A 23,818-nucleotide genomic window follows, 5' to 3' on the forward strand; every position below is an offset into this window, starting at 1 on the left:
GTTCTCCATACTGGTAAATCCGCTTAGAAAGTCAGATTAAGCCCAAGAACAAAACTTTTGGTTCTTGGATAAGCGGCGTTATCTACCCCTCTCGTTAATATGGAAGATGTTGATGCCACTTCTGGGTCATATCCTGAAAACTTAGTAAACGTATGGATATTGTTCAACGTTAAGTAAATTCGCATTCTTCGGATAAATGCACGTTTTGACAATTCCTGAGGCATCGTATAACCCAGCGTAATATTATTGATTCTTAAAAACGAAGCGTCTTCTAGATAGTAGTCCAATGCATCACTTATCGCGATATTATTCGTCGAGTTTAGGCTCCATACTTGATCTTCCTGATGTTGGTTTGGGTTCAGTTCAGCCAGCCGCTTGAGGTCTTTGGTCTCACTCCCCGTATTAGGGTCGATAAGTGTAAACCGTTCGGCCATTCTTTCCATGGAGTTCTGATTCGGTAAGTACGGTCCCATGAAGCGCTGTGTGTTCATATTGAATGCTTTATTACCATAGGCAAAATTGAGAAATACATTTAGATCAAAATTTTTATAAGAGAAATAATTTCCTATTCCTCCAAAGAACTTCGGTTCTGGATTTCCGATTACTGTACGGTCATTGGTGGACCATACCGGATTTCCGTCACTATCAGTTTCGCCTACCGTGGGTACATATTTGACATCACCGGGTTTAATAGTTGCTCTATTTTTTCCTTTCAACGATGCTATCCCATCCTTCAAACTGTAGCTACCATCTGAATTTTGCATAAAATCATCTGTCGTATACACTCCGTCATATTTATAACCATAAAATTGGCCCACAGTCTCACCAACTCTTGTAATGAAGTCAATCCTGGAGCTAAGATTATTCAACATAAAGTCGCTAGTTTCACTCGAAGATCCATAGAGACCTAGCGTCTTAGACCTGTTAAATGTGATATTGAAATTGGACTGCCATTGAAAATTCTGTTTTTTGATATTTAACGTGCGCAGCGTAAACTCTACTCCCTGATTGCGCAGGGCTGCCACATTTTGATTTTGATAGCTGTATCCTGTTGACGTAGGTATCGTCTGCTTCAACAAGAGATTACTTGATTTGTTGGAATAGAAATCTGTCGTCAAACTAATACGATTCTTTAAAATGGCAATGTCCAGCGCGATATTAGACGTTTGGGTCTTCTCCCATTGTAATTCAGGATTCCCCAGCAAATCACTTGGTTTCAACCCTATCACCTCTGTATTATTGATCGCAGCGATCGTAGATCCGTACAATGTAGTGTACGTCACATTACCAATATTATCATTCCCAGTAGATCCATAGCCCGCCCGTATTTTTAACTGATCAAAAAAGTCCTGGTCATCCATAAAATTTTCCTTATGGATATTCCATGCTGCTGAAGCGGAAGGAAAATACCCCCATTGATGCCCTTCCCTGAATTTGGAGTTACCATCTGCACGCAGTGTAGCCGTAAAAAGATATCGATCATCATAATTATACATCGCGCGGGCAAATCCAGAGACCAGTCCATATCGGCCCTCCTCAACATCTGCACGGTCTATTCTTGTGGCCAAAGAGACATCATTCAATCCAAAATTACTCTGTGGAAACCCATAATATGTATGTCCCAGACTTTGATCTTTGGAATATAATATCTCATGACCTACCATAAGATTTAAGTGATGCTTTTCCAGCTGTTTCATCCAAGACAGGGTATTGGTCAGCTGCCACTGATACCCTTCTGCATTTTCTCTTGATCCATATGGACCGCCATTATTACGGGCATTCACCGTGCGTCCATCATCCCACATATCATTTCTTGTTTGTTTCCATTGATAGGAACCTGCAGTCCGGAAAGTGAAATCTCTCAGAAATTTGACATTTAATCCTAAGTTGACAACGGCCAAACGACTAGCCTTGGTTTTGGTCAGCGCATCATTCATGATAATCGGATTATAAATATCATATTGCGAATCTATCGCCTGTAGCTCTTCGGCAATATCGGCGCTCAATAATTGATCATTGGTAAATCGGACTCCCCCCGTTACTGGCTGTAAGATCGACATTTTAAGCATTCCTCCCAACGATCCTCCGCCTTGGGTATTCGCATCCTGTAACAAGGTATTAAAATCTAAATCCACGTTTTTAAAAAGGTTGTGACTGATTTTAGCTCTTATGCTATTGCGATTATAACCAGATTTAGCCAATATACCATCTTGACTCATGTTGTTGTAACTCAGCATTAACTTGGTCTTGTCATTTCCCCCGTTTATATTGACATTATGATTCTGCAAGATCGCCGAACCACCAAAAACTTCCTGCTGCCAATCAATCCCTGCACGATTGCCATACTCCTGCTGTATCCGTTCATATGCATTGCTCGCAAAATCCAAAGCTGCCGGGTCACCGCCAAACATATTTGCGAATTGCTGCTGCCTGCCCCCCAGTGTCTGATATTCATATTGATATTTCACATAATCTTCGACGCTCAACAAGTCCAACTTCTTACTTAGCTTTTCAAAACTGAAATAGGTATTGTAATCTATATTTGTCCGGCCAGATTTTGCAGATTTAGTGGTTATCAATATAACGCCATTGGCTCCCCTAGACCCATAAATAGCGGAGGCCGAGGCATCTTTTAATACGTCTATACTTTCGATGTCACTGGCATCCACATTACTCAATCCTCCATCCAAAACAAACCCATCAACGATGATCAATGGATTACTAGATCCTGAGAAACTCGTGCCACCACGAACAGTAAGATTGACTGGTGCCCCTGGGGCGCCACTTTGTGTCACAACGTTGACTCCTGCAATCTTTCCAGTCAATGCCTGAGCCGCTGTTGTCACTGGTATGTCCTTAATTTCGCTACCTTTAATCGACCCTACAGCACCCGTTAAATCCCGTTTTCTTGCTGTTCCATATCCAATGACTACGACTTCATCAAGATCACGATTGGATTTTTTCAATTGTATTCTTATCGGTGTATTTTCTTTGACAACAAACGTTGCCGTTTCATAACCAACGCTGGATAATTGTAAAATGTCACCTTCTTTGGCGACATATTGGAATAGTCCTTTAGAATCAGTTTGTATTGTTCGATCTGTACCCTTGACCCGGATGCTAACTCCCATCAGTGGTGAATTAGCATCATCTACCACCACACCAGAGATTTTATTTGATTGTGCCCACAGATGAACTGGTAAAGCTAAAGCAACCAAAGCCAGTTTAAGCTTTGAACCAAACACCCCAGGTGTGCTCTGTGATATTTTTTTTAACATGAGTATATAATTTAGTATTGAGGTTTTCATTGGTATATTAAATTTCCTGCTTATGGTGTTGAGGAATGAGGTATTTAAAACGGCCGAAGCCCTCAGCTCCCGGAAAAGCAAGCAGATTTAAACGATCTGTTTTATTCCTTTGCCATTCAATCCAATCCAGCTTCGAAATGAGAGCATCCTTGGAATAAGATGAAAGAATGAGTGTCAAAAAACCTAAATTAATTAGATATTTTTTCATAAAAATGAAGTTTTCAAGACAGCTATTGCTAGCTTTTGGTTTATAATTGTACTATTGGTTTACTCAATATTACGCAATGCAACCGGTTTCATCATCCTGCACTGTACTGCTTGAATCGGGGCATTGAAGCTGGCGCAATACGTTGACTAGAAGCATCTCCGCTATAAAAAAGTCGCACTTCAGATTCAAGTGCGACTCAACATATGATATCCCCATTGGGGGTCAGGTTTAAAGGTTTACTTAAGAAATCAGTTTATTTTTCTGCAAGTTTATAAACTTCGGAGCCTGCGAGTAGGAAACAACCGAGCCCATAATCTTCAAAATCCGGAACTTTATCGACAGTAACTGGCTGTCCATCTTTTGGTTCTTTCCCTGTCGATTGCATGTATCCTAAAAAGCCATTTGGCTGCAGGGACTTCTCAGATATTGCATTCCATCCTTTTTTTACTGCTGGCAAAAAATCTTTTTTTGATAAGTGTCCATTATTTATTCCCCAAGTCATCCCATAAACAAACAATGCTGTACCTGAAGTTTCCTGTCCGCCAAAATGATTGGGATCGTGCAAGCTCACATTCCAGAAACCATCTTTTCGCTGCAAAGGAATCAATGCCTTTGCCAGCTTTTGGAAGTCATCCAAATATTCCGCATAATGTATATCTGTTTTTGGTAATTCTTGAAGCACCAGGGCCAGAGCCGCAAGCACCCAACCATTTCCGCGTGCCCAGTAACAGTCTTCACCATTGGGCTCAGCATATGGGGGTACAAAGTCCTTGTCGCGCCACCACAGACTATCAGCGGCATTGAAAAGTCCAGCTCCACCTTCTTTATATTTAATATGGCTGTACATTTTATACATATAGTCAAAATACGTTGTGTCGTTTAAGGTTACACCTAGTTTAACAAAAATTGGCATCGCCATTTGGATAGCATCGATCCATGTCCAATCATCATATCGGCCACTGTTCATGACAGAATCTATATTTGCTTTGATCGCTGCCAGGCGTTCAGGCTTTGGATCAATGCGATATAGATCAATATAAGTCATCCCACAGTTTTGATTATCGGCATGTCGTGTATAAACTTCACCACGAACAGGTTTCCAATGATGTTTTTCACCCCATTCTACCGCGTAATCATAATATCGTTTCTGTTTATCGATCTTATAGAAGGCCATGAGTCCTTCATAGTACACGCCACGGGTCCAGATATTGGCCGGTCTTTCTTTATTTGTAATAATGGTTTTAACCGGATCGGGCCATTTATGCATAAAATAGTCATTGGCAGAACGCAACTTACGCATGATCGTTGACGTAGCGGGCAATTCCTGAGCCATCGTCGCTACCGTTCCACAACCCAAAAGCAATAGTACTATTATTTTCTTCATCATATATTAGGGCATTTTTTTAAATCCTTCTTTTTTTATAACCCATGAACCATCTTTTGGAAACCCAGGTGAATCATTTGTTGAATCATCCCACCCTTCAAGCATCATCGCTACGGTCGTCAATACCCCACCATTACCCGGCAGATAGATCCGTAAGCGTCCGTCTTGATAATTATGTCCGTTTTTGAGATATGTATTGGTTTGAACATTCATAAATAGGGCGTCCAAGGCCTTATGAGGCAGATTCAGACGGGCGGCATTCATGGCTGTCATGGGAAAATCCCAACCCCAGGTTTTTTCCCAATGCCATTTTTTCAAAACGACTTCCAGCGTATTTTTCATCACATCTTTATTCAGCTTCGGTGATTCAGGGACCATCCCCAATGCACCGAGTACCGCAGGATGGTCTGTCATCCAACGATCGTAAGTATAAGAATCTGGAGCAGTTTCAGTGGCCAAGTAGACCTTGTCCTTACTTGGCAAGGGGGCCAATTTTTCAATAACTTCATCCCATTTTGCCACCCTGGGTTCTCCCAGGCGCTCCTTCCATTGTTGAGCTATACGAAGTGCCCAATCCCAATAAGCAACCTCATAAGTCGGGTTCATTGTCTCAGCAGCTTTGAATACTTCTTGTGCCGGAATAACTCCCTTGCCTACATTGTAGCGATCGGTTGTCTGATCATAATGTGCAAAGTCAGCCATAAAATCAGCCGTTGCAAACACCAAATCCTTATATTTTTTTAAAACAGCCAGGTTCTTTTTGTCACGGTACGCCAATTCGGTCATATAAATGATATGTGGCTGTTGCCAAACTAAAAATGCCGCTACAGATGAGGGGCTTTCATTACCTTCATTATCAGACATTTTGATCCATCGAACGCCTTGATAACCTTGCCGCTTCGCAAGTTCCCTCGCTTTTTCAAAAGTCCTAAAGTAATAGTCCAATGTTTTTTCCATGATGTCGGGTCGTCCCCACAATGCAAAATGTACAGCATGCCACCAATGCATTTCCGTGTGCGGCTTCCCATACCAACTATTAAAAGTAAGTCCTGTCTCTTGGGGCGGATTGCTTCCACCACACTGTACCTTTGTCAGGTATTGAGAAAGAACCACTCTCCTTTCCAATTCATTCGCCCTGGGGTCTGTGCTTCCGGCAAAGTCAACAGCAGCACCGCTTTCCCAGAAATCCTTCCAGGATGCTGTACTTTCACCTGCGGCATCCGAATAGACATGCCCCTCCTTACCAAAGTTGTTAGTCTCGGCAAATGCAAATGAAAAGTCAAACTCTTCAAGGGTAGTGGCTGGCTGGTACACAAAATAATGTGACCCTGTATTTTTTATCGTTCCTTTAGAATAATCCAGTTGCGTAAAATAATCTGTTCCTTGCAGCTGATGATTTATCACTGCAACATTTGCCGATTGCGTGACGATGGTTGTTTTATGATTATTTGCCTGGTCATAATTAGTCCCTTCATCCAAAAATTTCCCACTAGGATAAGGATATTGTACAAATATTTTAAGTCTTTGTTGTGCAATCAATGGCGAGGTGACATGTACTGCAACGCGGTCACTGCCTTGGTATGAGGCAGTTTTTACAACAACAGGTTCTCCATCTATATGAAATTCACTTGAAATAACCCCGGTCCAGAGGTCTAATTCTTGCCGAATGCCCTCAATATCTTTTACAGTGGCCCGCTGGCCATTTTTCAGATAAAGCTCCAGGCCAACGTTTCCCAATTGTAAACGATGTTTGTTTTCTCTAAAGTAGTTTACAGCGCCCACATTACGCGCTGGCTCTTTCAGCTGGATACTATATTTGGCATTCCGTCCTTCGCTGTTAAAGTCGTAGGGTTTTAATGTTTCCTCAAATTTATAATTCTTTGTATTGGGGAAAGAGTCCCAGCCCCACTCGGACTGTGTGCCCAAGGAAACGCCATTTTTATAATACATGGGAAAAGACTGCATTCCGGTAGCATCGACAGTATAGGCAAAGGCACCATTGCCTACCGTAAGTGAAGCTAATGTATCCATGGTATGATTGGAAACATTATGTCTCCTGACGACGCTCTCGCGATTAATTTTTGTTTCCTGCTGTGCCATGCTCAACATAGGATATATTATGCTCGCAAGGGCAATGAAAATAATGTTATATTTCTTTTTCATTTATAGTTGGTTTTTATACAAACTTTATTCACGTTCAAGACGCTGGTCCAAAAGCGCTCGACTGCATTCCTGAGATTCCTTATTTTTTCTATTGCATTAAAGTACAACTTATCAAACCGATGACCGCATCGTTTGCCACGGCAATAAGTTCCATCGATTGCAGCGTTTTTTTCACATTTAGGGGCAGATCCAATAATGTGGCGGCGCCCCCGTCAATGGCTCGATTGCTATATCCTTTGATATCGGTATAGTGCTGCCAGGTTCCCCCTTTATACAGCTCTCCCGATTTTAAACTGATTCGATAAGGAATATGATCATCCGGAAGCTCAAAAGCGTGATTGTCATCCAGATAATCCTGTTCGATCGGCCACCAGTTTATGGGATTGATTAGATCAAGTGTATCAGCAGTTCCATCCGTATAATTGACCTTAATCTTGGCGTTGACAAATTGAGATTGCATTGGATTTGTGGAACCGGAAACCAGGAGATACATTTTGCTGGCCCGACCTGCTAAAGGTATGGTTACACTGGTCGGATAGTTATCCCACTGACTAACAAACACAACGTTTTTAGCGTCATGTTTTATCTGAAAAGGAATACTTAAATAGCTTAGGTTATTCTGCTTGCTTCTTTCCATAATTCCTGTATCGTCTATATCTGCCGTCGTCAATGGATAACACCAATTGCCGATCCCCTGCCACGGGAGTTGCAGAGTTGGTCCCGCAGGCCTTGGCGAAAGATATTTCTGCTGAAAGATATCCGTCAGACGCGCATTGTAATAACCTGATAGATTTTCTTCCAAAAAATTTGGGTTATCATTGATCGTCCAATCAATATAATCTACTTTGTGACGATAAGTCTCCCCACTCAGGTAAAGGCGATTTGTTCCTTTCGAAAAGATATGGGAGGGAAGCGCCAGCTCCTTTGTTTCATTAGATTTTAGGTTTATGGTAGTCTGAAAATTATTATGCTCAATTTTCAGGTGCTGTGACTGCACAGAACGGTTTTCTAGCTTCAGGAAATAGTTTGGATCTTTACAAACGATCGTTGATTTTATCGGCGGCAATAACCGAATATCAACGGCTTGCCACCAAACCATAGCGCCCTGCTGAAGCTTCACAAAAAAGGTTCCTACCCGCTCTTGCTGGACAAAAGAAAATTTGTGGTCGATCCGATTTTGGATAATTCCTTGGGGATCGTAGCTTTCCAACAATTGGGTATTGGCAGCTAAGGGAAATGACCATTGATCGATGAATGCTTGCTCCACATGTTGGGTATCCAGCTTTTCGAGTCTACCTTCACCGATTACCGTGACGTCGAAATTCCGCTCGGCTTCAGATTCAATAACAACATATGGCCTATTGATAGCGGAAGATTTCAGTGACCACTTTACCTCCTTTCCATTGACTTTAACAGCCCTCACCTGTGTAAAATCTACGGGGACCTCCAAAGCCAGTTTTACAGGCCTCGCATAATGAGTCTTAATCTGCAATGTAATAGCGGTTTTGTCCTTTTTATAGGCATAACTCCATTCCGGTAATTCGATCTGGGCAAAATTCCATGTCGGCGGAAACCCTGGCTTAATCAACAATTTATTATCCAATAGTCGAGGATGCACACCAAATAACCCTTCAACCAAAGTTCGTGATGCAACACCTATGGGATCTGCAAAATCACGGTATAATTCGCCACGAAATGCATCATAATGGGAGAGCTGCTGAAAGTTGGCTGGACTGATCCCCTGATACATGCTTTCCATGAGATTGCTTTTCCAGAGCTGATAGGCTTCATCTGCCCGACCGGACTGCCAGTATGCAAGTGCGGTTTGCAGGTTCTCGGCCAAAGCAACATTATTGGTCGACCAAGTATAGGGCTGCCATCTCGTCGTGGGCAATGTATACAGGTCATGCTGTTCCTGTCCTTTGACACGAATAGGAATCCGGGGTAAATAATTACTCACATATTGCAGATTTTGGTAACTTTCAAAATCATCCAGCATAGCGGCGTCCGCAGCATGATAAATCGTCCATAGGCCCGGATCTTCGTGTACAAGCTGATTGCCAAGCGCATCCTGAAACTCTGCAAAATATCCTTTTTCTTTCAGCCAAAGTCGGTCTTTAAGTGCTTTTCGAATCTTATCGGCTTCCTGTTGATACGGGGTCGAATCCACTCCTATGACCTTTGCAAGTTTGGCCATCATGTGATTGGCACGGTACATGTACGCAGTTGTATGCGTGACAGCACCACCAGAATATTGTAGTCCGTCACTGGCCCAAATGGCACAATAAGCATCATATAAGCCGTCATTGTCCCGGTCAAAATTTCGTTTTTCCCAATTGAGGTGACGAGTCAGTGTGGGCCACATCTGTTTGATATAAGCAACATCCCCCGTATAATTAAAATGCGACAACAGTTGATCAATAAAGACCAAATTCATATCGTAGTGATGGGGGACCGTGTTGTTATTGGGATTGCGGGAAATATAGCCCTTGGAAAACATCGAAGTCCCCATTCTCTCCTGATGTCTTGCGAGGTGCAGCGCGGTATCCATCACAACAGGGCCTGAACCTGGTTCAACCACCTGCGAATTGGCATAACTCGAAAAGTGCTCTTTCGCTCTGTCGTGCCATCCCAATGCGTCTGCTGTATAGGCTCCCCGCCATGCATTCAAACGCATGCGCCAGGCCACAGCACCATGCAAGAAAGTGGGCGATTCCCAAATACCATCAGCAGCTACCGACAATGCCGCTCCCAAATTATTGATATATCGATCCGGTGTGTTTATTTTAACCCGGCCAGCTAAGGAAACCCTTCGCTGTTCTGCTTGCTCATAGACCTTTGCTAATGAGCCTTCAGCAAATCTCGTAGCTGCAAGCTTACCCTTAGTGATTTGAATATAAGATGGTTTTTTAGTCAGATTATATTCTCCCACAATGATAGGGTTACCCTTGTTTTCCATCGTGGTCAGATTCGAGAGATCATCCAAAACCTGAGCATCTGACACACGCAGTGTTAAGAGGCCAGAAAAACTACCCTGAATAAACTGGGGTTCATTTTTCTTATTTTGATACTTAAGTTCAAAACTATTTTTTTCTATGTGATATCGGTTATGTTCACAATATGTAGGAAGAAGATAAAACCCCGATTCTGGATCCGCGCCTATATCGCCATTTCTACTGAATGTTTTTCCGCTAGCTCCTCCATAGACAGCATAAAGCTGTGCTTCAGGCTTAATATTCGTTCCCTCTATTTTTACGATCATCCCTTCTGCCTCGGCCTGCGCCATGACAACGATATCGATATAACCATTTCCCAGTAAAGCATCTTTGATGCGATAAAGCATAGCTCCAGGTCGATATCTTGTCTCAATATGATCGGCATCGATCATTTTTTTTCGCAGCTGTTTATTGCTCAGGACAAATTGTAGGTTCCCAGCCATTCCCGGCATGTAAAGCGCAAATTCAGGTAGATCGCCTGCTTCAACACGGGATGCCTGGTTATTACCATAAAGCGCGCGATTAAATCGATATCGTCCATTGACCAGCAGGAAATCACCTTGATCTTCCGTATAATGCAGCACACGGTCATTACCTTGCCAATGTTTCGATTGGGCAATGGTTTCCTGTAAGAATACACCTATCAAAAAGCAACAAAAAATCAAATACTTTCCTATCATATCAATAATTATTTCATGCGTAAGCCATGCTTAGATCTTATCTTAATGACCGTCATGCTGCTTCATCGTCACTGTAGTTTATATTTCTGGCGATGGATAAGGTATGTTAATCGAAAGACTTGATTTCTTTTCCATTGACAATGACATTTTTTAGAGAAACATGCTTGAGGTAATCAACTTTATACGCTTCTTTTACACCATCAATCTTACAATTGACCATCGTAAAATCGGTTACAGGTGAAGATTCATAGGCTGTGGATAGCACAGCATACTTTCCACCGCCTTTAACATCCAGGTTTTCAACCCAGATATTGCGGATCGTCGGGATATGTTTTCCGGGTTTTTCATAAAACATATTAAATCGTACAGCAGCTTCTTTATACTGTCCCACCTCGGTGTTATAAAAAAACACATTTTCAATAATACCACCTCTGCTGGAACTGGTCTTTATCCGTAGCGCCCGATCCAAATTTGGACTGTCCATGACATTGTTCAGTGCGTAGATATTTCTGGCTCCGCCTGCAATTTCGCTACCGATAACGACGCCACCATGACCATCTTTCATTTCACAATTTTCGATGATATGATTCTCGGCGGGTCGACCAATATTACGGCCATCTTCATCTCGTCCGGATTTAATAGCAATACAATCATCACCTGTATCAAAATAACAATCTCTGATCCACACATTTTTACTTGCTTCAGGATCACAGCCATCATTATTAGGTCCATGACTCACCACTTTCACGCCCTCGATCAACACGTTTTCGCATAAGACAGGATTAAGATTCCACATGGGAGAATTAATCAGCTTGACGTCAGCAATCCAGACATTTTTGCAGAGATAAGGCTGCACAAAATTGGGGCGGAGAAAATGTCCATCGCCAAAGACCCTTTTATGCGGATCCATCTCTTGGGCCATCTGCTGATGCAAAATTGCGCGGGCAGGCTTTTGTTCGCCGGGACGACCTTCGTGCCAACCGTACTTTCGGGCACCGCACCAATACCACCAATGATCATTATCGGCATTTCCATCCAACAATCCTTTTCCTGTAATCGCAATGTTCTCTTCTTTATAGGCATAGATGAACGGAGAAAAATTGATACATTCCATACCTTCCCAACGCGTGAATACCATCGGATAATCAGCACTATCTCGACTAAAGAGTACTGTTGCCCCTTCGCTGATATGTAGATTGACGTTGCTTTTCAAATAAATGGCACCGGTCAGGTATACACCCTTGGGAACAACCACCCGTCCTCCCCCCTGCTTATTGCAAGTTTCAATTGCCTTTTTAAAGGCTGCTGTATTTTTTGTCCTGCCATCTCCAACAGCACCGAAATCAGCGATGGAATAATCTTTCTTTTTAAATGTAGGGGCAACAATGATCTTTTTAAGCTGTTCAATTTCCTTTAAGGGTTGCCGTGCACTGGTCCAGGTTGTTTGTTGTGCATGACCTGTTAGGTAGGCAAAAATTGCAAGGAGAATACTAAAAATCTTTTTCATTGGCTTATTATTTTTTCTGGTTATACTTGTTATATCTAGTACTTCATTGGCATCGGTCCAGCGCATACAGAAGCAGAAATTTGCGGCACCTTTGTTATACTAATCTTGACTATCTGGCATATTCTTCACATGATCTCAAAAACAAAAGTTGTTGAAGTCCCGGCCGCCCCACCCTGCGTGGCTCCAAAAAGGAAGCGCGGTTCGTCTGTTATTTTATCCATCAGGATCATGGGTCTTTCAAGTCGACCAAAACGTTTCAAATTAGTTGGCGGCGGCGGTTCCTGAATATAGGTGGATAAATTTAAATACGCCACTTGTGGTTCTGACCATTTCATGCCATTGGCTGATTTTAAGATCAATCCGTATTCGTGATTGTAAAATCCCATATCCCTTGCGATTAAACAATATTGTCCGTTTTGTTTCCAAACGAAAGCGTCTTCAAGCTGTGCATTGTTGGGGCGATCAGAAAAATCAATTACCGGATGTTCTGATACTTTAACATAGGGTCCCAATGGATGATCTGCCTTAGCCAGCCCATATTTCCGATTTCCCCGCACAGGGCCTTTTTCACGTAAGTATTCAGCGGTATTCCAAGATTTATAATACAGCCAAAATTTACCATCATCGCCTTGTAAGAATGCTGGATTTGTGGTGCAATGATCATCCCATGCACCTTCCGCACCAGGCAGCAAAATGGGACTATCGCTCCGTTTCCATGGCCCATCCAAGTTTTTCGCGGTCGCCACCCCGATTCTCTTCGTATCGGTCTTTCCATTGGAGTTTCCCATATAAAAGAGATAATACGTATCCGCTATCTTTTTTATCAGTGGATTGTGGCAAGTCGTACTATCCCAAAAACCGTCCCGAGGTTGTAGAACGATATCTTTATGCTGGAATGTTCCATAAGGAGAATCAGCAACTGCGTGCCCTATTTCAGAACCTTTGATCCAACCCCCCATGCCTTTTTCTTTTTGCCACCGCGAATAAAAAAGATGCACTTTCCCGTCCTCGCCCCAAATGGGTGATGAACACCAAATAAAATAATCCTGTAATTGCAAAGAGCGACCAATCGGTTTCAATTTGAAATAGGGCGACTCCTTCCTATCTTTTTGGCCCCAGGTACTTGAGGGGAACAACGTTGTCATCCATAAAAATGCATTTGATTTTAAGAAGAACCTTCTATCCATTTGAATATGTTCCTTTCGCTGATTTACAATTTGGTTTAATAAGTATGCGCAATGTATGCGAATCAAGCCGTAAGATAATAAACCTAGTCAAGCCACCTATCCTGCGCTATCCTGCAACCGATTGCATTTCACATAAAAAAACCCACCCTTTTAGAACGGGTAGGTCAGATTGAGGTTTAATTATAAACAAAAATTAATAGCCTGGATTTTGCATGGCCTGTTTTTCAGCCGGTGTCAATGCAGCACCACTTTCATTGGTGGTTGCATCCAAGAAAGATTGCGGAATCGGTCGATAGTAATGTATCTCTGGACTAAATACTGTATTTCCCCGTACATAACCATCGTTGAACGCTTTCCATCTAGCTTCCAATGTTTTAGTGCGGGCTAGATCTTCCCAGCGATACAGTTCACCACACAATTCACGTGTACGTTCGTTTAGCAAGAAGGCCATCATTTTCTGCGCATTGCTTGTGGCGCCCAGTTTCTCATAAATTGGGGCATCAACTGCTGAGTTATAAATATCAGCGACAGAATTGATCAACATCTGTGTTTCCGAAGATGCCGTGGTCTTATCCATGTCATTATTGGATTCGTAATAGGAGTTTCCTTCCCAGTAGATTGCACCATCAGCCGAAAAGCCACCGCCTTTGCCGGCGGCGTATGAATTATTTTTATAGGCTTGTCCTCCATCGACATTTTTTGCGCGGTCTTCACCGTTTTTGTAGCCTGCCCGGCTCCGCAATTTATTAATCCACTGTATTGCATTCGCGTACTGCCCCTCCCCCTTACGGATATATGCTTCAGCCACCATCAACACGTCTTCGGCCGAACGGGCCATAATAACATCCCGGGTGCCATTGGCAGAGGCTATACTAACCCGGTAGCCATCTCTGAACTTGGAGAGCGCCACATAGCGTGATTGTACGCCATAGTAACCATTATTTCCATGTTGCCCCACCCAAGCTTGTGGTTCTCCCTGAAAGTAACGCACAAAAGTATGTGTATTTTGCATCACGCCATTCTTCAATACGCCTGTTGCATCACTTGCGACAGCTTTATAGCGTGTATCGCCAGCGTTGTTGACAATATATTTAATACCCAGCTCACCACCTTTGAACCGCTTCGCCCCAGCAACAGTGCCCTCAGGACCAAGTGCTGCATTAGCTGCAGTCCATACAGGTGCATTAGCGGTATTATTGGCGCCATACATCGTAATAAAGGATTTCCAGAAGCGCGAATCATTGACACGATCAAAGACATCTAAGGTATAGTTTGTAGTACGTGCATACGAGAATTCCCGATCGCCAGAGATATCACGGCTTGTTCCTGCTAAATCTTGATAAACTGCCGGGTAATAGAGATGGATTTGATTCCCATAACGCCCCCAGGTCGCCTGATCATCGGAGAACTGTGCCGATAGAACAACCTCAGATACTTTTTCGTTAGCACTATTGGCTTTTTGATAATCCCAAAGTTTTACGTAGTCATCCACCAAGGGGTGTGCTGCAACAACTTCTGTTCCGTATTTGATAACCGCATCCAGGTCTTCTGCGGTATATTTTGAATTCCAGGCGGCATATAATTCACTTGCGCGGGTCAATCTGGCTTTAGCCACGTAATGTGCCGCGGCTGATTTGGTTACACGTCCAAATTCGGTGGCCGAAGCAGGCAACAATGTATAGGCCTGTTCAAGATCCGAAATGGCCTGCGCAAAACAAGCATCTTCCGACGCTCTGGTGAAATAGGATTCAACTTTTGTCGTTGGGGTCAGTTTTAAGGGTACACCGCCAAACTGTACAATCAGCTGTAAGTAGAAATATCCCCGCATAAAGTATCCCTCGCCAAGACGTGTGTTATAATTGGCATTGGATTTATCATAATACAGCGGTACATTTTGAATCAGGGTATTGGCAGATTCGATACCACTATACATATTGTCAAATACAGGTTGGATATTTCCGCCACCATAAGTTGATTCAGCGGGATTAAGATCCATGCTATAACTATTAAAGCTTGGCGAAGGATTGTTTGCATCCGTAAACTCATCTACCCCAAGATTAAATAGGGCCATCCCCCAGGTATAATTATACTTAAATTTCAACTTAGAGTAAACACCGGTGGCTAGATCATCCAGTCCTGCCTGTGTTTTAAAATATTCCGTATCCGGGATGGTAATCTGCTCCTCTTTTAAAAAGTCTTTGCTACATCCATTCAATACCAGCAATCCAGCAGCACCAAAGATGGAAGCAATTAATATTTTATAATTTTTCATGAGAGTCAATTTTCTTAAATCTTTTTGCTTCTTAAAATCCTATGTTTACACCGATCACTACTCCTCTTGTCGTAATTGACGAACCGGGTTGTGTCCTATTATTATCATAGCTTGCCAAATCCGGATCCAAGAAATCTACTTTTGAATACAACATTGCCGGGTTCATGATCTGTGCATAGACTTTAAAATTACTGATGCCAAGTTTTTCTACTTTTGCTTTGGGAAAATTGTACCCCAAACTTACATTCCGTAATTTAATAAATGACCCATCGCGGTAGTTCATGGAAGAATTCCAGGGATCCGCAGCTTCGCCATTTGATCCCGGTTGATAATATTCTGCATCTTCGTTGACGCCAGGGACAAAATAATCCAATTTACGCATCATAAAGCGTCCCCCCAAAGTTTCTGCACCAGTATTGATGGTATGTCCCCAACGTGAGAAAATAAAGAAAGACAAGTCAAAATTCTTATAGGTGAATGTATTCATTATCCCACCGGACCATTTTGGGCGATAAGAGCCCAAAATCTGCCGATCATAATTTCGGTCTACTTTACCATCGGGCACACCGCCGGGACCACTGATATCCTTCACACGGATCTGTCCGGGTTTAGCACCGTATTTTGCAGCTTCTTCTGCTTCGGAGGTCTTCCAGATGCCGTCGTAGACCATGTCATAAGGGACATTTATCTCTTGACCTACGATCCAGTTATTGGTTAAGTCTTCTTGCAGTCCATTATTTAGTTCTAGAATCTTATTTTTATCTTTTGACCAAGTTAACGTTGTATTCCACTGGAAATTGTCATTTTTAATGTTGACGGTGTTCAATTGAAAATCAATCCCCCATCCGGATGTTTTCCCCACATTTGCCAAAGTCGAACGAAATCCCAGCACAGGATTTAACGTCATGTCAAGCAAGAGGTCATTCGTTTTCGTTTTGTACATATCCAAACTACCGTTGATGCGATTATTCAGAAATCCAAAATCAATTCCTGCATTATATTGCGTGGTACGCTCCCAACCTAACTCTGGATTTGCCATTTTTTTGGGGCTCGCAGCAGAAGGATCCGAAGCGACATACCCCGGTGTTGAATTTGTTGCGCTCCAATTATAAAAATTTTGCGTCAATCCTCCTTTTGTTTCATAAGGGCTAATTGCAGCATTACCTACTATACCTGCTCCCAAGCGTAATTTTAAGGTGTTGATAAATCGGGCATCTTTCATAAACTCTTCTTGGTCAATGCGCCAGGAAGCTGCTACAGATGGGAATGAACTCCATTGGTGACCTGGTGCCAATACCGACGAGCCATCCCATCGCACAAAAGCAGTCAACATATAACGGTCTTTATAGCTATAGTTTGCACGGGCCATATAGGACTCTCTTTGCTCCTCTAATAGACCTGTTCCCCAACTGCCGATAAAGCCTCCAGAGTTAATATTATACCATAACTCCCGTGCACTATAGACATCTGTCGCACGCATATCGCTCGTTTCAACATTTCTTTTCGATGAACTCTGCAATAAGGTAATGCCTAAATGATGATCTGTTCCAAAGTCGCGATCGTAGTAAATCAAATGATCCAAGGTCCAAGAAAGATCTCGACGCGTGGAATATCTTACCGCATTATTTCCATCCCCATTAATCCCTTCCGCGGCATTTGCCAAGCCCGAACGGTTATATCTAAACTCCGGTCCAAATTGCACGCGATATTTCAACCCTTTCAAAGGCTCATAAATCTGTCCAAAATCCAATTGGCTAAAGAAACTACCATTCGCACCAAAAGTCTGCCGTTGATTGGTATTGTGTTCCAATTCATTCACCGGATTGATGATATTGATATCACCTGCGGCAGGGTTTCTCAGGTAGTTCCCATTCTCATCATAGGGTACTGTCCAAGGCAACATTCCTCGTAAAGCACTGTAATAATCACCTGCTCCGGTAACCGATTTGGAAAAGTTGTACCCGTAATCTTGATCTGAGAAAAACGCATTTAGGGAGGTTCCCATGGTAAACCATTTGGTCGGAGTCGCCTCAAAACTTACTTTTGAGGTGTAACGATTAAACTTTTGACCAGGTTGTGTTGCATCTTGCTTCAGATAGCCAAATGAACCATAGCCTTTCGAATGCTCACCACCTCCAGAGACACTTAAGGTATGTTCTGTCGATAAGGCATTTTTACGCCCAGCATCAGCCCAATCGTAGTTCCCTACCAATCGCGGATCCCAAACCGTATTATTATTGGTCCAACCTTTGGCAATATTGGCCCAGGAGGCTGCAACAGACCCCCACTTTGAAAAGTCATTTGTATAATTAGGTGTTGTGGTTCCAAATTTTGCCAAACGTGCATAATCCAACCATTCGGCAGCATTCATATACGCTGTGACGTCATACATCTTTTCGAGTGTTGCTGTACCGGCATAATTTAATACCAAACGACCTTTTTTCCCTTGTTTGGTTGTCACCAAGACCACGCCATTCGCTCCGCGCGAGCCATATACAGCTGTTGCAGAAGCATCTTTTAAGACATCTATAGTCTCTATATCACTGGGATTAATATTGTCAATGCCACTGGCCTGCAATACCATCCCATCGACTACATAAAGTGGCCCCTGATTTGCAGTGATCGACCTGACACCTCTTATCGTGATATTACCCGTTGTACCTGGCCGTTGTGTCGATGTAATATCAACACCCGCAACCTTGCCCTGCATCGCCTGTAATGCATCTTTTACGGGCATTGCTTTCAGTTCTTTTTCGCCCACACTCGCTATCGAACCCGTCACATCTTTCTTTTTCATGGTGCCGTATCCAACCACAACGACTTCGTCCATGACATCGACCTTTTGTGTTAGAACTACATGGAAGCTATTTTGACTACCCACAGAAATTTCTTGGGATTCAAAACCAAGGCTTCTAAACGCCAATACATCAGACGGGAGTGCATTGATGGTAAATAAACCGTCGGCATTGGTCTTTGCCGTCATCGCTTTTCCTTTTACCTGTACCGTCACACCCTGGATAGGTGAACCTTTTTCATCATTTACCTTTCCAGTCCTAGTGGTTTGAGCAAATAAATTTAATGTACACAGCATCGCCACAAATAGCAAAAAAGTGTACTTCTTTACCTGATGATCAAACCTAATTGTTAAATAGTTTATCATTAAAGTATTATTTAGGTATTATATTATTCTTTCCCTTGTTGATCTACGGTAGTGAAAATCGATTTCGTTATACGAGACAATAAAAAGCTATATGATCTTTATGTATTGTTTTATTAGGATAATTGGCTAAAAAAGATAATCAGAATTCCGCTAAGGCTTATAATCTTGGCTAAAAATAACAGGATGATTTGTAATAACCATCCTGTTCAATCCTGTCATTAGCTGGCGCCAAAAACAGAAAAAGTATGATCAATATCCGGGGTTCTGTGTATATAGTCCGGGGCTATTGTCGAGTTCGGATTGTGGCACAGGGTAAAGCACATAATTGACTTGAAAATCTGACATTTGCTTTGCGACGTCCTCTTTCGTGATCCAAGCTTTCATGACAGATTCGACCGTCCCACTACGGATAAGATCAAACCAACGCAACCCCTCCCCAATAAACTCCCGTCTTCTTTCGTCCATTAACTGCGTTTTAGTTACATGAGCTAGCTCTGTTGTCAATCCAGCTCGTTTTCGGATTTGATTGACAACTGCATCCACATCCGATGTTGTTGAACCAGAAGCACCATTCAATACACATTCCGCTTTTAATAGCAACAGGTCAGTATAGCGAAACACGATGTAATTAATGGGCCAATCCATTCGATTTGCCGGCACTTTGGTCACATCAACAAATTTCTTAACAAAAGATCTTGTTTCAACAACATTACCATAGGTATATCCTTGCTGAATACTGAATGTTTTCCTGCTATCACTTGCATCGTACAATTTAAGCAAGTCATCAGATACAGGTCTAATCGTTAGGCCTCCTTGTGTGGCCAGTCCAAGTGAATTGAACCAATTGTCTGGCACGAGTACCCAAGGAAATGTTGCCCCAACAACAGGGTTAGCGCCACTGGAATACTCTATGTTGAAGATCACTTCCTTGTTGCGTTCATTACCATAATCAAACACGCTATTATAGCTGGTCAATAGACTAAATTCATTGCTATTGATCACATCGTTGAACTGCTCCACAGCTTTCGCCCATTCATTGCTGTTCAAGCCCGCTCCTTGAACACCCAATGTAGGTCCTGATCGCGTCATATAAACCAATCCCAGCAACATTTTTGCTGCATATTTATTGGCCCGGCCTTTATCTACGGCTGCATAGGCACTGGGGGCTGGAAGCGCATTAATAGCCTTGTTCAGATCTTCAATAATCAGGGCATACAGCTCCTCCACGTTGCTACGTCCAATATTTTTGGCTTGACTGGCAGATACCACCTTGTCGATCAATGGCACCTTTCCGAAGTATCTTATCAAATCAAAATAAAAAAATGCACGCAAAAATTGGGCTTCGCCTTCCATTCTATTGCGAAGATTCGCATCCGCGATGGCTGTTGCGCCATTTGCCGTAAGTTGTTCCAAATAGTTGTTTACACGAAATATACCGTTGAAATTTGTTTGCCACGCTTCTATTACATAGGGATTACTGGCAATTGTTTTATGAAAACTATTGATCCCTTCCCAATCACGTACCCCGCCATCCGACACGGCGTACAAATTGTCAGATCGTGTCTCCGACAGATTCATCAAGCGGTCTGGATATTCCCGTGTACTATTATATATGGCGTTCAGTCCTTGAACAAAATCATTCGTAGTCTTAAAGTATGTATCTGAAGTTGCACTCGAAATCGGCTGCTGGTCCAAATCCATTTTGCAAGATCCCAATAGACCTGCTATCAACAAAAATATACTCAATTTTTTCATTGTCTTAAAAATTTACGTTTAAACCAAATGTTACTGTCTTGGGAATTGCCAAGCCTCCATAATCGCCCGCTTCGGGATAATCAGCGCTTCCGCTGAGATTTGTATTTGAAGATTCTGGATTTACACCACCATCATATTTGTCCTTTCCCCAAAAATTCTCCAATGTCACGAATAAACGGACTAAGCTAAGTTTGGATTGATTCCCCAATTTTAGGTCTTTTATATTATAGCCTAAAGTCACATTCCGTAGGCGCCAATAATCAGAAGAATACAACCAATCTGTATTTTTAATCCGTCCGAATGTTGAATACGCCTTTCCCACACGGCCTTCTCCCGGATCCTCTTCTGAACGCCATCTATCCCGATAAAACCCAAGTGCATTGTCCGATGACCCCTGACCGGTGCGTCCCAATGCCCGTCCCAATAGGGAATAGATATGACCTCCATTTTGGCCTTGGAACATGAAACTCAGGTCAAAATTTTTATACTTAAAGTTGTTGGTTATTCCCCATACATAACTTGGGTTTGGATGTCCCACTATTACGCGGTCATTGGCATCGATCACACCATCAGCATTTGCATCTACATACTTTGGATCACCTGCATTTTGGCTACCATACAATGCAGCCCCGGCATCAATGTCTGCTTGGCTCAATATACCATCTTGTTTAACCACATAAATACTATACATCGGTTCACCAACCCGTAAAAGGCTATGTTGGATATCAAACGAAGACGGAATTAAGATTTCTCTTTGCTCACCATCAAGTTTTGTTACCTTATTGGAATTATGACTGATGTTAAAAGAGGTGGACCACGAAAAATCCGATTTTCTGATCTGATGGGAAGTGATCTCGAAATCCCAACCTTTACTTTTTACTTCGCCGGCATTATCTAAATAGGAAGGAAAACCTGTTGCCAACATGGAAGGCACATTCAACAATAGATCACTGCTCTTACGCGTATACCAGTCAAACGATCCCGTAATACGGGATCCCAACAGGCCAAAATCCAATCCAACATCATAAGTTCGGGATTTTTCCCATTTTAGGTCCGGATTAATGATATTGCTTGGCGCCTGTCCGGATGCCGAAAGGCCATTTGACGAATAATTATAAAAGCCCAATAAGGCAACGCTGCTGTAATCTCCAATATTATTATTTCCAGATTCACCATAACTTCCGCGCAATTTCAGCTCATTGATAAAATTGATTGGTTTCATAAAATTCTCCTCTGACAAACGCCAACCCATGGACAGTGATGGGAACCAACCCCATTTTGTATTGGATCCAAAACGCGATGAGCCGTCCCGCCGAATACTACCAGACAGCAAATATTTACCATCATAGGCGTATTGAACCCGTCCAAAATAAGACAGTAAGACGCTCTGTGTGGCCCCTGTTGAAGCCACCGTAGCGACTGCGCCATTCAAAGTTGTTATGGAACTATTGGTATAACCTCCCTGTGAGGTGATGGAAGAGGTTTCCAATTTATCAAAATTATAGGCTTGTCCCAATAAAGCAGTAATATCATGTTTGTCAATATTGAAATGATAGTTTAAGGTGTTTTCATTGACAAAAGTTTGCTTTCGATACACACTATTGGATCCATAGGTCGCTTGATTCGGGTTGTTGGTTCGATTGGCCAAAGTTCCGCCTACGGTATAGGGCTGAAATCTATTGCTTCGACTATCGGTTTGATCCAAATTGACCGTAGTCTTAAAATTTAAGTTCTCCAGGATATTGTACTGTCCATAAACTGTCCCCAATAAACGTGAAATTTTGTTTTCCCCGACATAATAGTTCAATTTTGCAATCGGATCATTTGTTGATGTGCTCCAAGGATATTTTTCGTTGTCAAAAACGTTCACCGTTCCTGCAGGATGATCCTGAACCGGTGACATCGAATAAATCTGATGCATAATATTATCCTTTCCTTCCACACCGGGGTCATTTCCTATTGAATAAGTAGGCGCTAGGTTTAAACCGAATGCGAATTTTTTATTCGGTTTCACTTCGACGTTAGCGCGGGCTGTATAATTTTTATAGTCCAATCCTTTCACAATACCCTGTTGATTGAGATAATTCCCCGAGACATAATAATTGACAAATTCTGTCGCTCCCGAGGCGGCAACCTGGTAATTTTGGATCAGTCCTTTTCGATACGCTTCATCCTGCCAATTTATGAGATAAAGTCCGGGATGTCCAGGTTCCAACCAACGGTCGTCATACATATAAGACGTATTATAAGTTCCATCGGCGAGCCCCAATATCTTCCTTCGTTCGGCATTGCTTTGGCTTGCCAACCGTCCTGTACCTGAGGCTTCCCATTGCGCATTGATCATCTCCACCGCTCTATCAATCCATTCCTCACCATTCAACATATCCAATTTCTTATAAGCCTCAGAAATGCCAACGTATGAATTGAGGCTTACTTTGGCCTGGCCACTCTTTCCGCGTTTTGTGGTGATCAGAACAACACCATTTGCCGCCCGGGACCCATAAATTGCAGCTGCAGATGCATCTTTTAAGACCTCCACCGATTCAATATCGTTGGGGTTCATATTGTCCAAAGGATTTCCCGAGGCATAGTTTCCCGAACCATTCTGTGCTGCCGTTGATAAGGGGAAACCATCAATAACGTACAAGGGTTCACTACCAGCAGTAATAGAACCCGATCCCCTGACCTGAACACTTAACCCTTTTCCGGGAACACCTGTGGATTGCTTGACCCTTACCCCAGACATCTGTCCGATCAAGGCCTGATCAACACGCGCAATAGGCCGCTCGTCGAGGTTTTCTGCATTAAATTTTGAAACTGGAGCAATAAGATTAGTTCGTTTTTGGGACCCATAGCCAATGACAACGACTTCATCAAGCGATTCTTGCTTGGGCGTCATATTCACCTGCAAAAAAGAGAGGTTGGATACGTTTAAGGTGTTAGTGAGGTATTCTATCGAAGTGAAGGTAATTTTATCTCCTGGCTTGGCAACGATACCAAATTCACCATTTTGATTGGTTGTTCCACTACCTTTGCCGTTCACATGGATTGTCACTCCGCTGATAGGCTGACTTTTATCGTCAACAACTTTCCCCTTCAGTAGTTCTTGAGCGTATAACACCTGAGTCAAAGCCAACTGGGTCATTACTACGGTACCATATCGTAAGATATTTTTCATGGATTGAAGTTTAAATTGTT

At 42.6% G+C, this 23,818-nt stretch carries 11 protein-coding genes; all 11 read right to left on the minus strand.

The window, feature by feature from the left end; translation table 11 throughout:
- Positions 1 to 23: 23 nt before the first annotated feature.
- The 11 genes from HX021_RS04530 to HX021_RS04580 all read right to left on the minus strand — a co-directional run bounded on the left by HX021_RS04530 (position 24) and on the right by HX021_RS04580 (position 23,798).
- A complete protein-coding gene (locus tag HX021_RS04530) occupies positions 24 to 3,278 on the minus strand; it encodes a SusC/RagA family TonB-linked outer membrane protein (RefSeq protein ID WP_286588752.1) in 3,255 nt (1,084 codons plus the stop codon).
- Between the two features lie 37 nt (positions 3,279 to 3,315).
- A complete protein-coding gene (locus HX021_RS04535; protein ID WP_286588754.1) occupies positions 3,316 to 3,516 on the minus strand; it encodes a hypothetical protein in 201 nt (66 codons plus the stop codon).
- A gap of 253 nt (positions 3,517 to 3,769) precedes the next feature.
- A complete protein-coding gene (locus tag HX021_RS04540; RefSeq protein ID WP_286588756.1) occupies positions 3,770 to 4,903 on the minus strand; it encodes a glycoside hydrolase family 88/105 protein in 1,134 nt (377 codons plus the stop codon).
- Between the two features lie 3 nt (positions 4,904 to 4,906).
- Positions 4,907 to 7,063: a glycoside hydrolase family 65 protein gene (locus tag HX021_RS04545; RefSeq protein ID WP_286588758.1), complete on the minus strand. Its 2,157-nt coding sequence runs from the start codon at positions 7,061 to 7,063 to the stop codon at positions 4,907 to 4,909.
- 88 nt (positions 7,064 to 7,151) lie between these two features.
- Positions 7,152 to 10,739 (minus strand): DUF4450 domain-containing protein, encoded by a 3,588-nt coding sequence (locus tag HX021_RS04550; RefSeq protein WP_286588759.1) that lies wholly within the window; start codon positions 10,737 to 10,739, stop codon positions 7,152 to 7,154.
- 106 nt (positions 10,740 to 10,845) lie between these two features.
- Complete coding sequence (locus HX021_RS04555) at positions 10,846 to 12,246, minus strand: glycoside hydrolase family 28 protein (RefSeq protein WP_286588760.1); 1,401 nt, start codon at positions 12,244 to 12,246, stop codon at positions 10,846 to 10,848.
- 125 nt (positions 12,247 to 12,371) lie between these two features.
- The gene (locus tag HX021_RS04560; protein WP_286588762.1) at positions 12,372 to 13,433 is read right to left on the minus strand and encodes a glycoside hydrolase family protein; all 1,062 of its coding nucleotides are present in this window, start codon (positions 13,431 to 13,433) and stop codon (positions 12,372 to 12,374) included.
- A gap of 193 nt (positions 13,434 to 13,626) precedes the next feature.
- The gene (locus HX021_RS04565) at positions 13,627 to 15,705 is read right to left on the minus strand and encodes a RagB/SusD family nutrient uptake outer membrane protein (RefSeq protein ID WP_286588764.1); all 2,079 of its coding nucleotides are present in this window, start codon (positions 15,703 to 15,705) and stop codon (positions 13,627 to 13,629) included.
- 31 nt (positions 15,706 to 15,736) lie between these two features.
- Positions 15,737 to 18,865 (minus strand): SusC/RagA family TonB-linked outer membrane protein, encoded by a 3,129-nt coding sequence (locus tag HX021_RS04570; RefSeq protein ID WP_286588766.1) that lies wholly within the window; start codon positions 18,863 to 18,865, stop codon positions 15,737 to 15,739.
- 249 nt (positions 18,866 to 19,114) lie between these two features.
- A complete protein-coding gene (locus tag HX021_RS04575; RefSeq protein WP_286588768.1) occupies positions 19,115 to 20,620 on the minus strand; it encodes a RagB/SusD family nutrient uptake outer membrane protein in 1,506 nt (501 codons plus the stop codon).
- A gap of 4 nt (positions 20,621 to 20,624) precedes the next feature.
- Positions 20,625 to 23,798 carry a SusC/RagA family TonB-linked outer membrane protein gene (locus HX021_RS04580; RefSeq protein ID WP_286588769.1) on the minus strand — a complete coding sequence of 1,058 codons (3,174 nt, stop codon included), beginning with the start codon at positions 23,796 to 23,798 and terminating at the stop codon, positions 20,625 to 20,627.
- Positions 23,799 to 23,818 lie beyond the last annotated feature (20 nt).

Source organism: Sphingobacterium sp. N143, from assembly GCF_030325625.1.
In the GTDB taxonomy this organism is placed as follows: domain Bacteria; phylum Bacteroidota; class Bacteroidia; order Sphingobacteriales; family Sphingobacteriaceae; genus Sphingobacterium.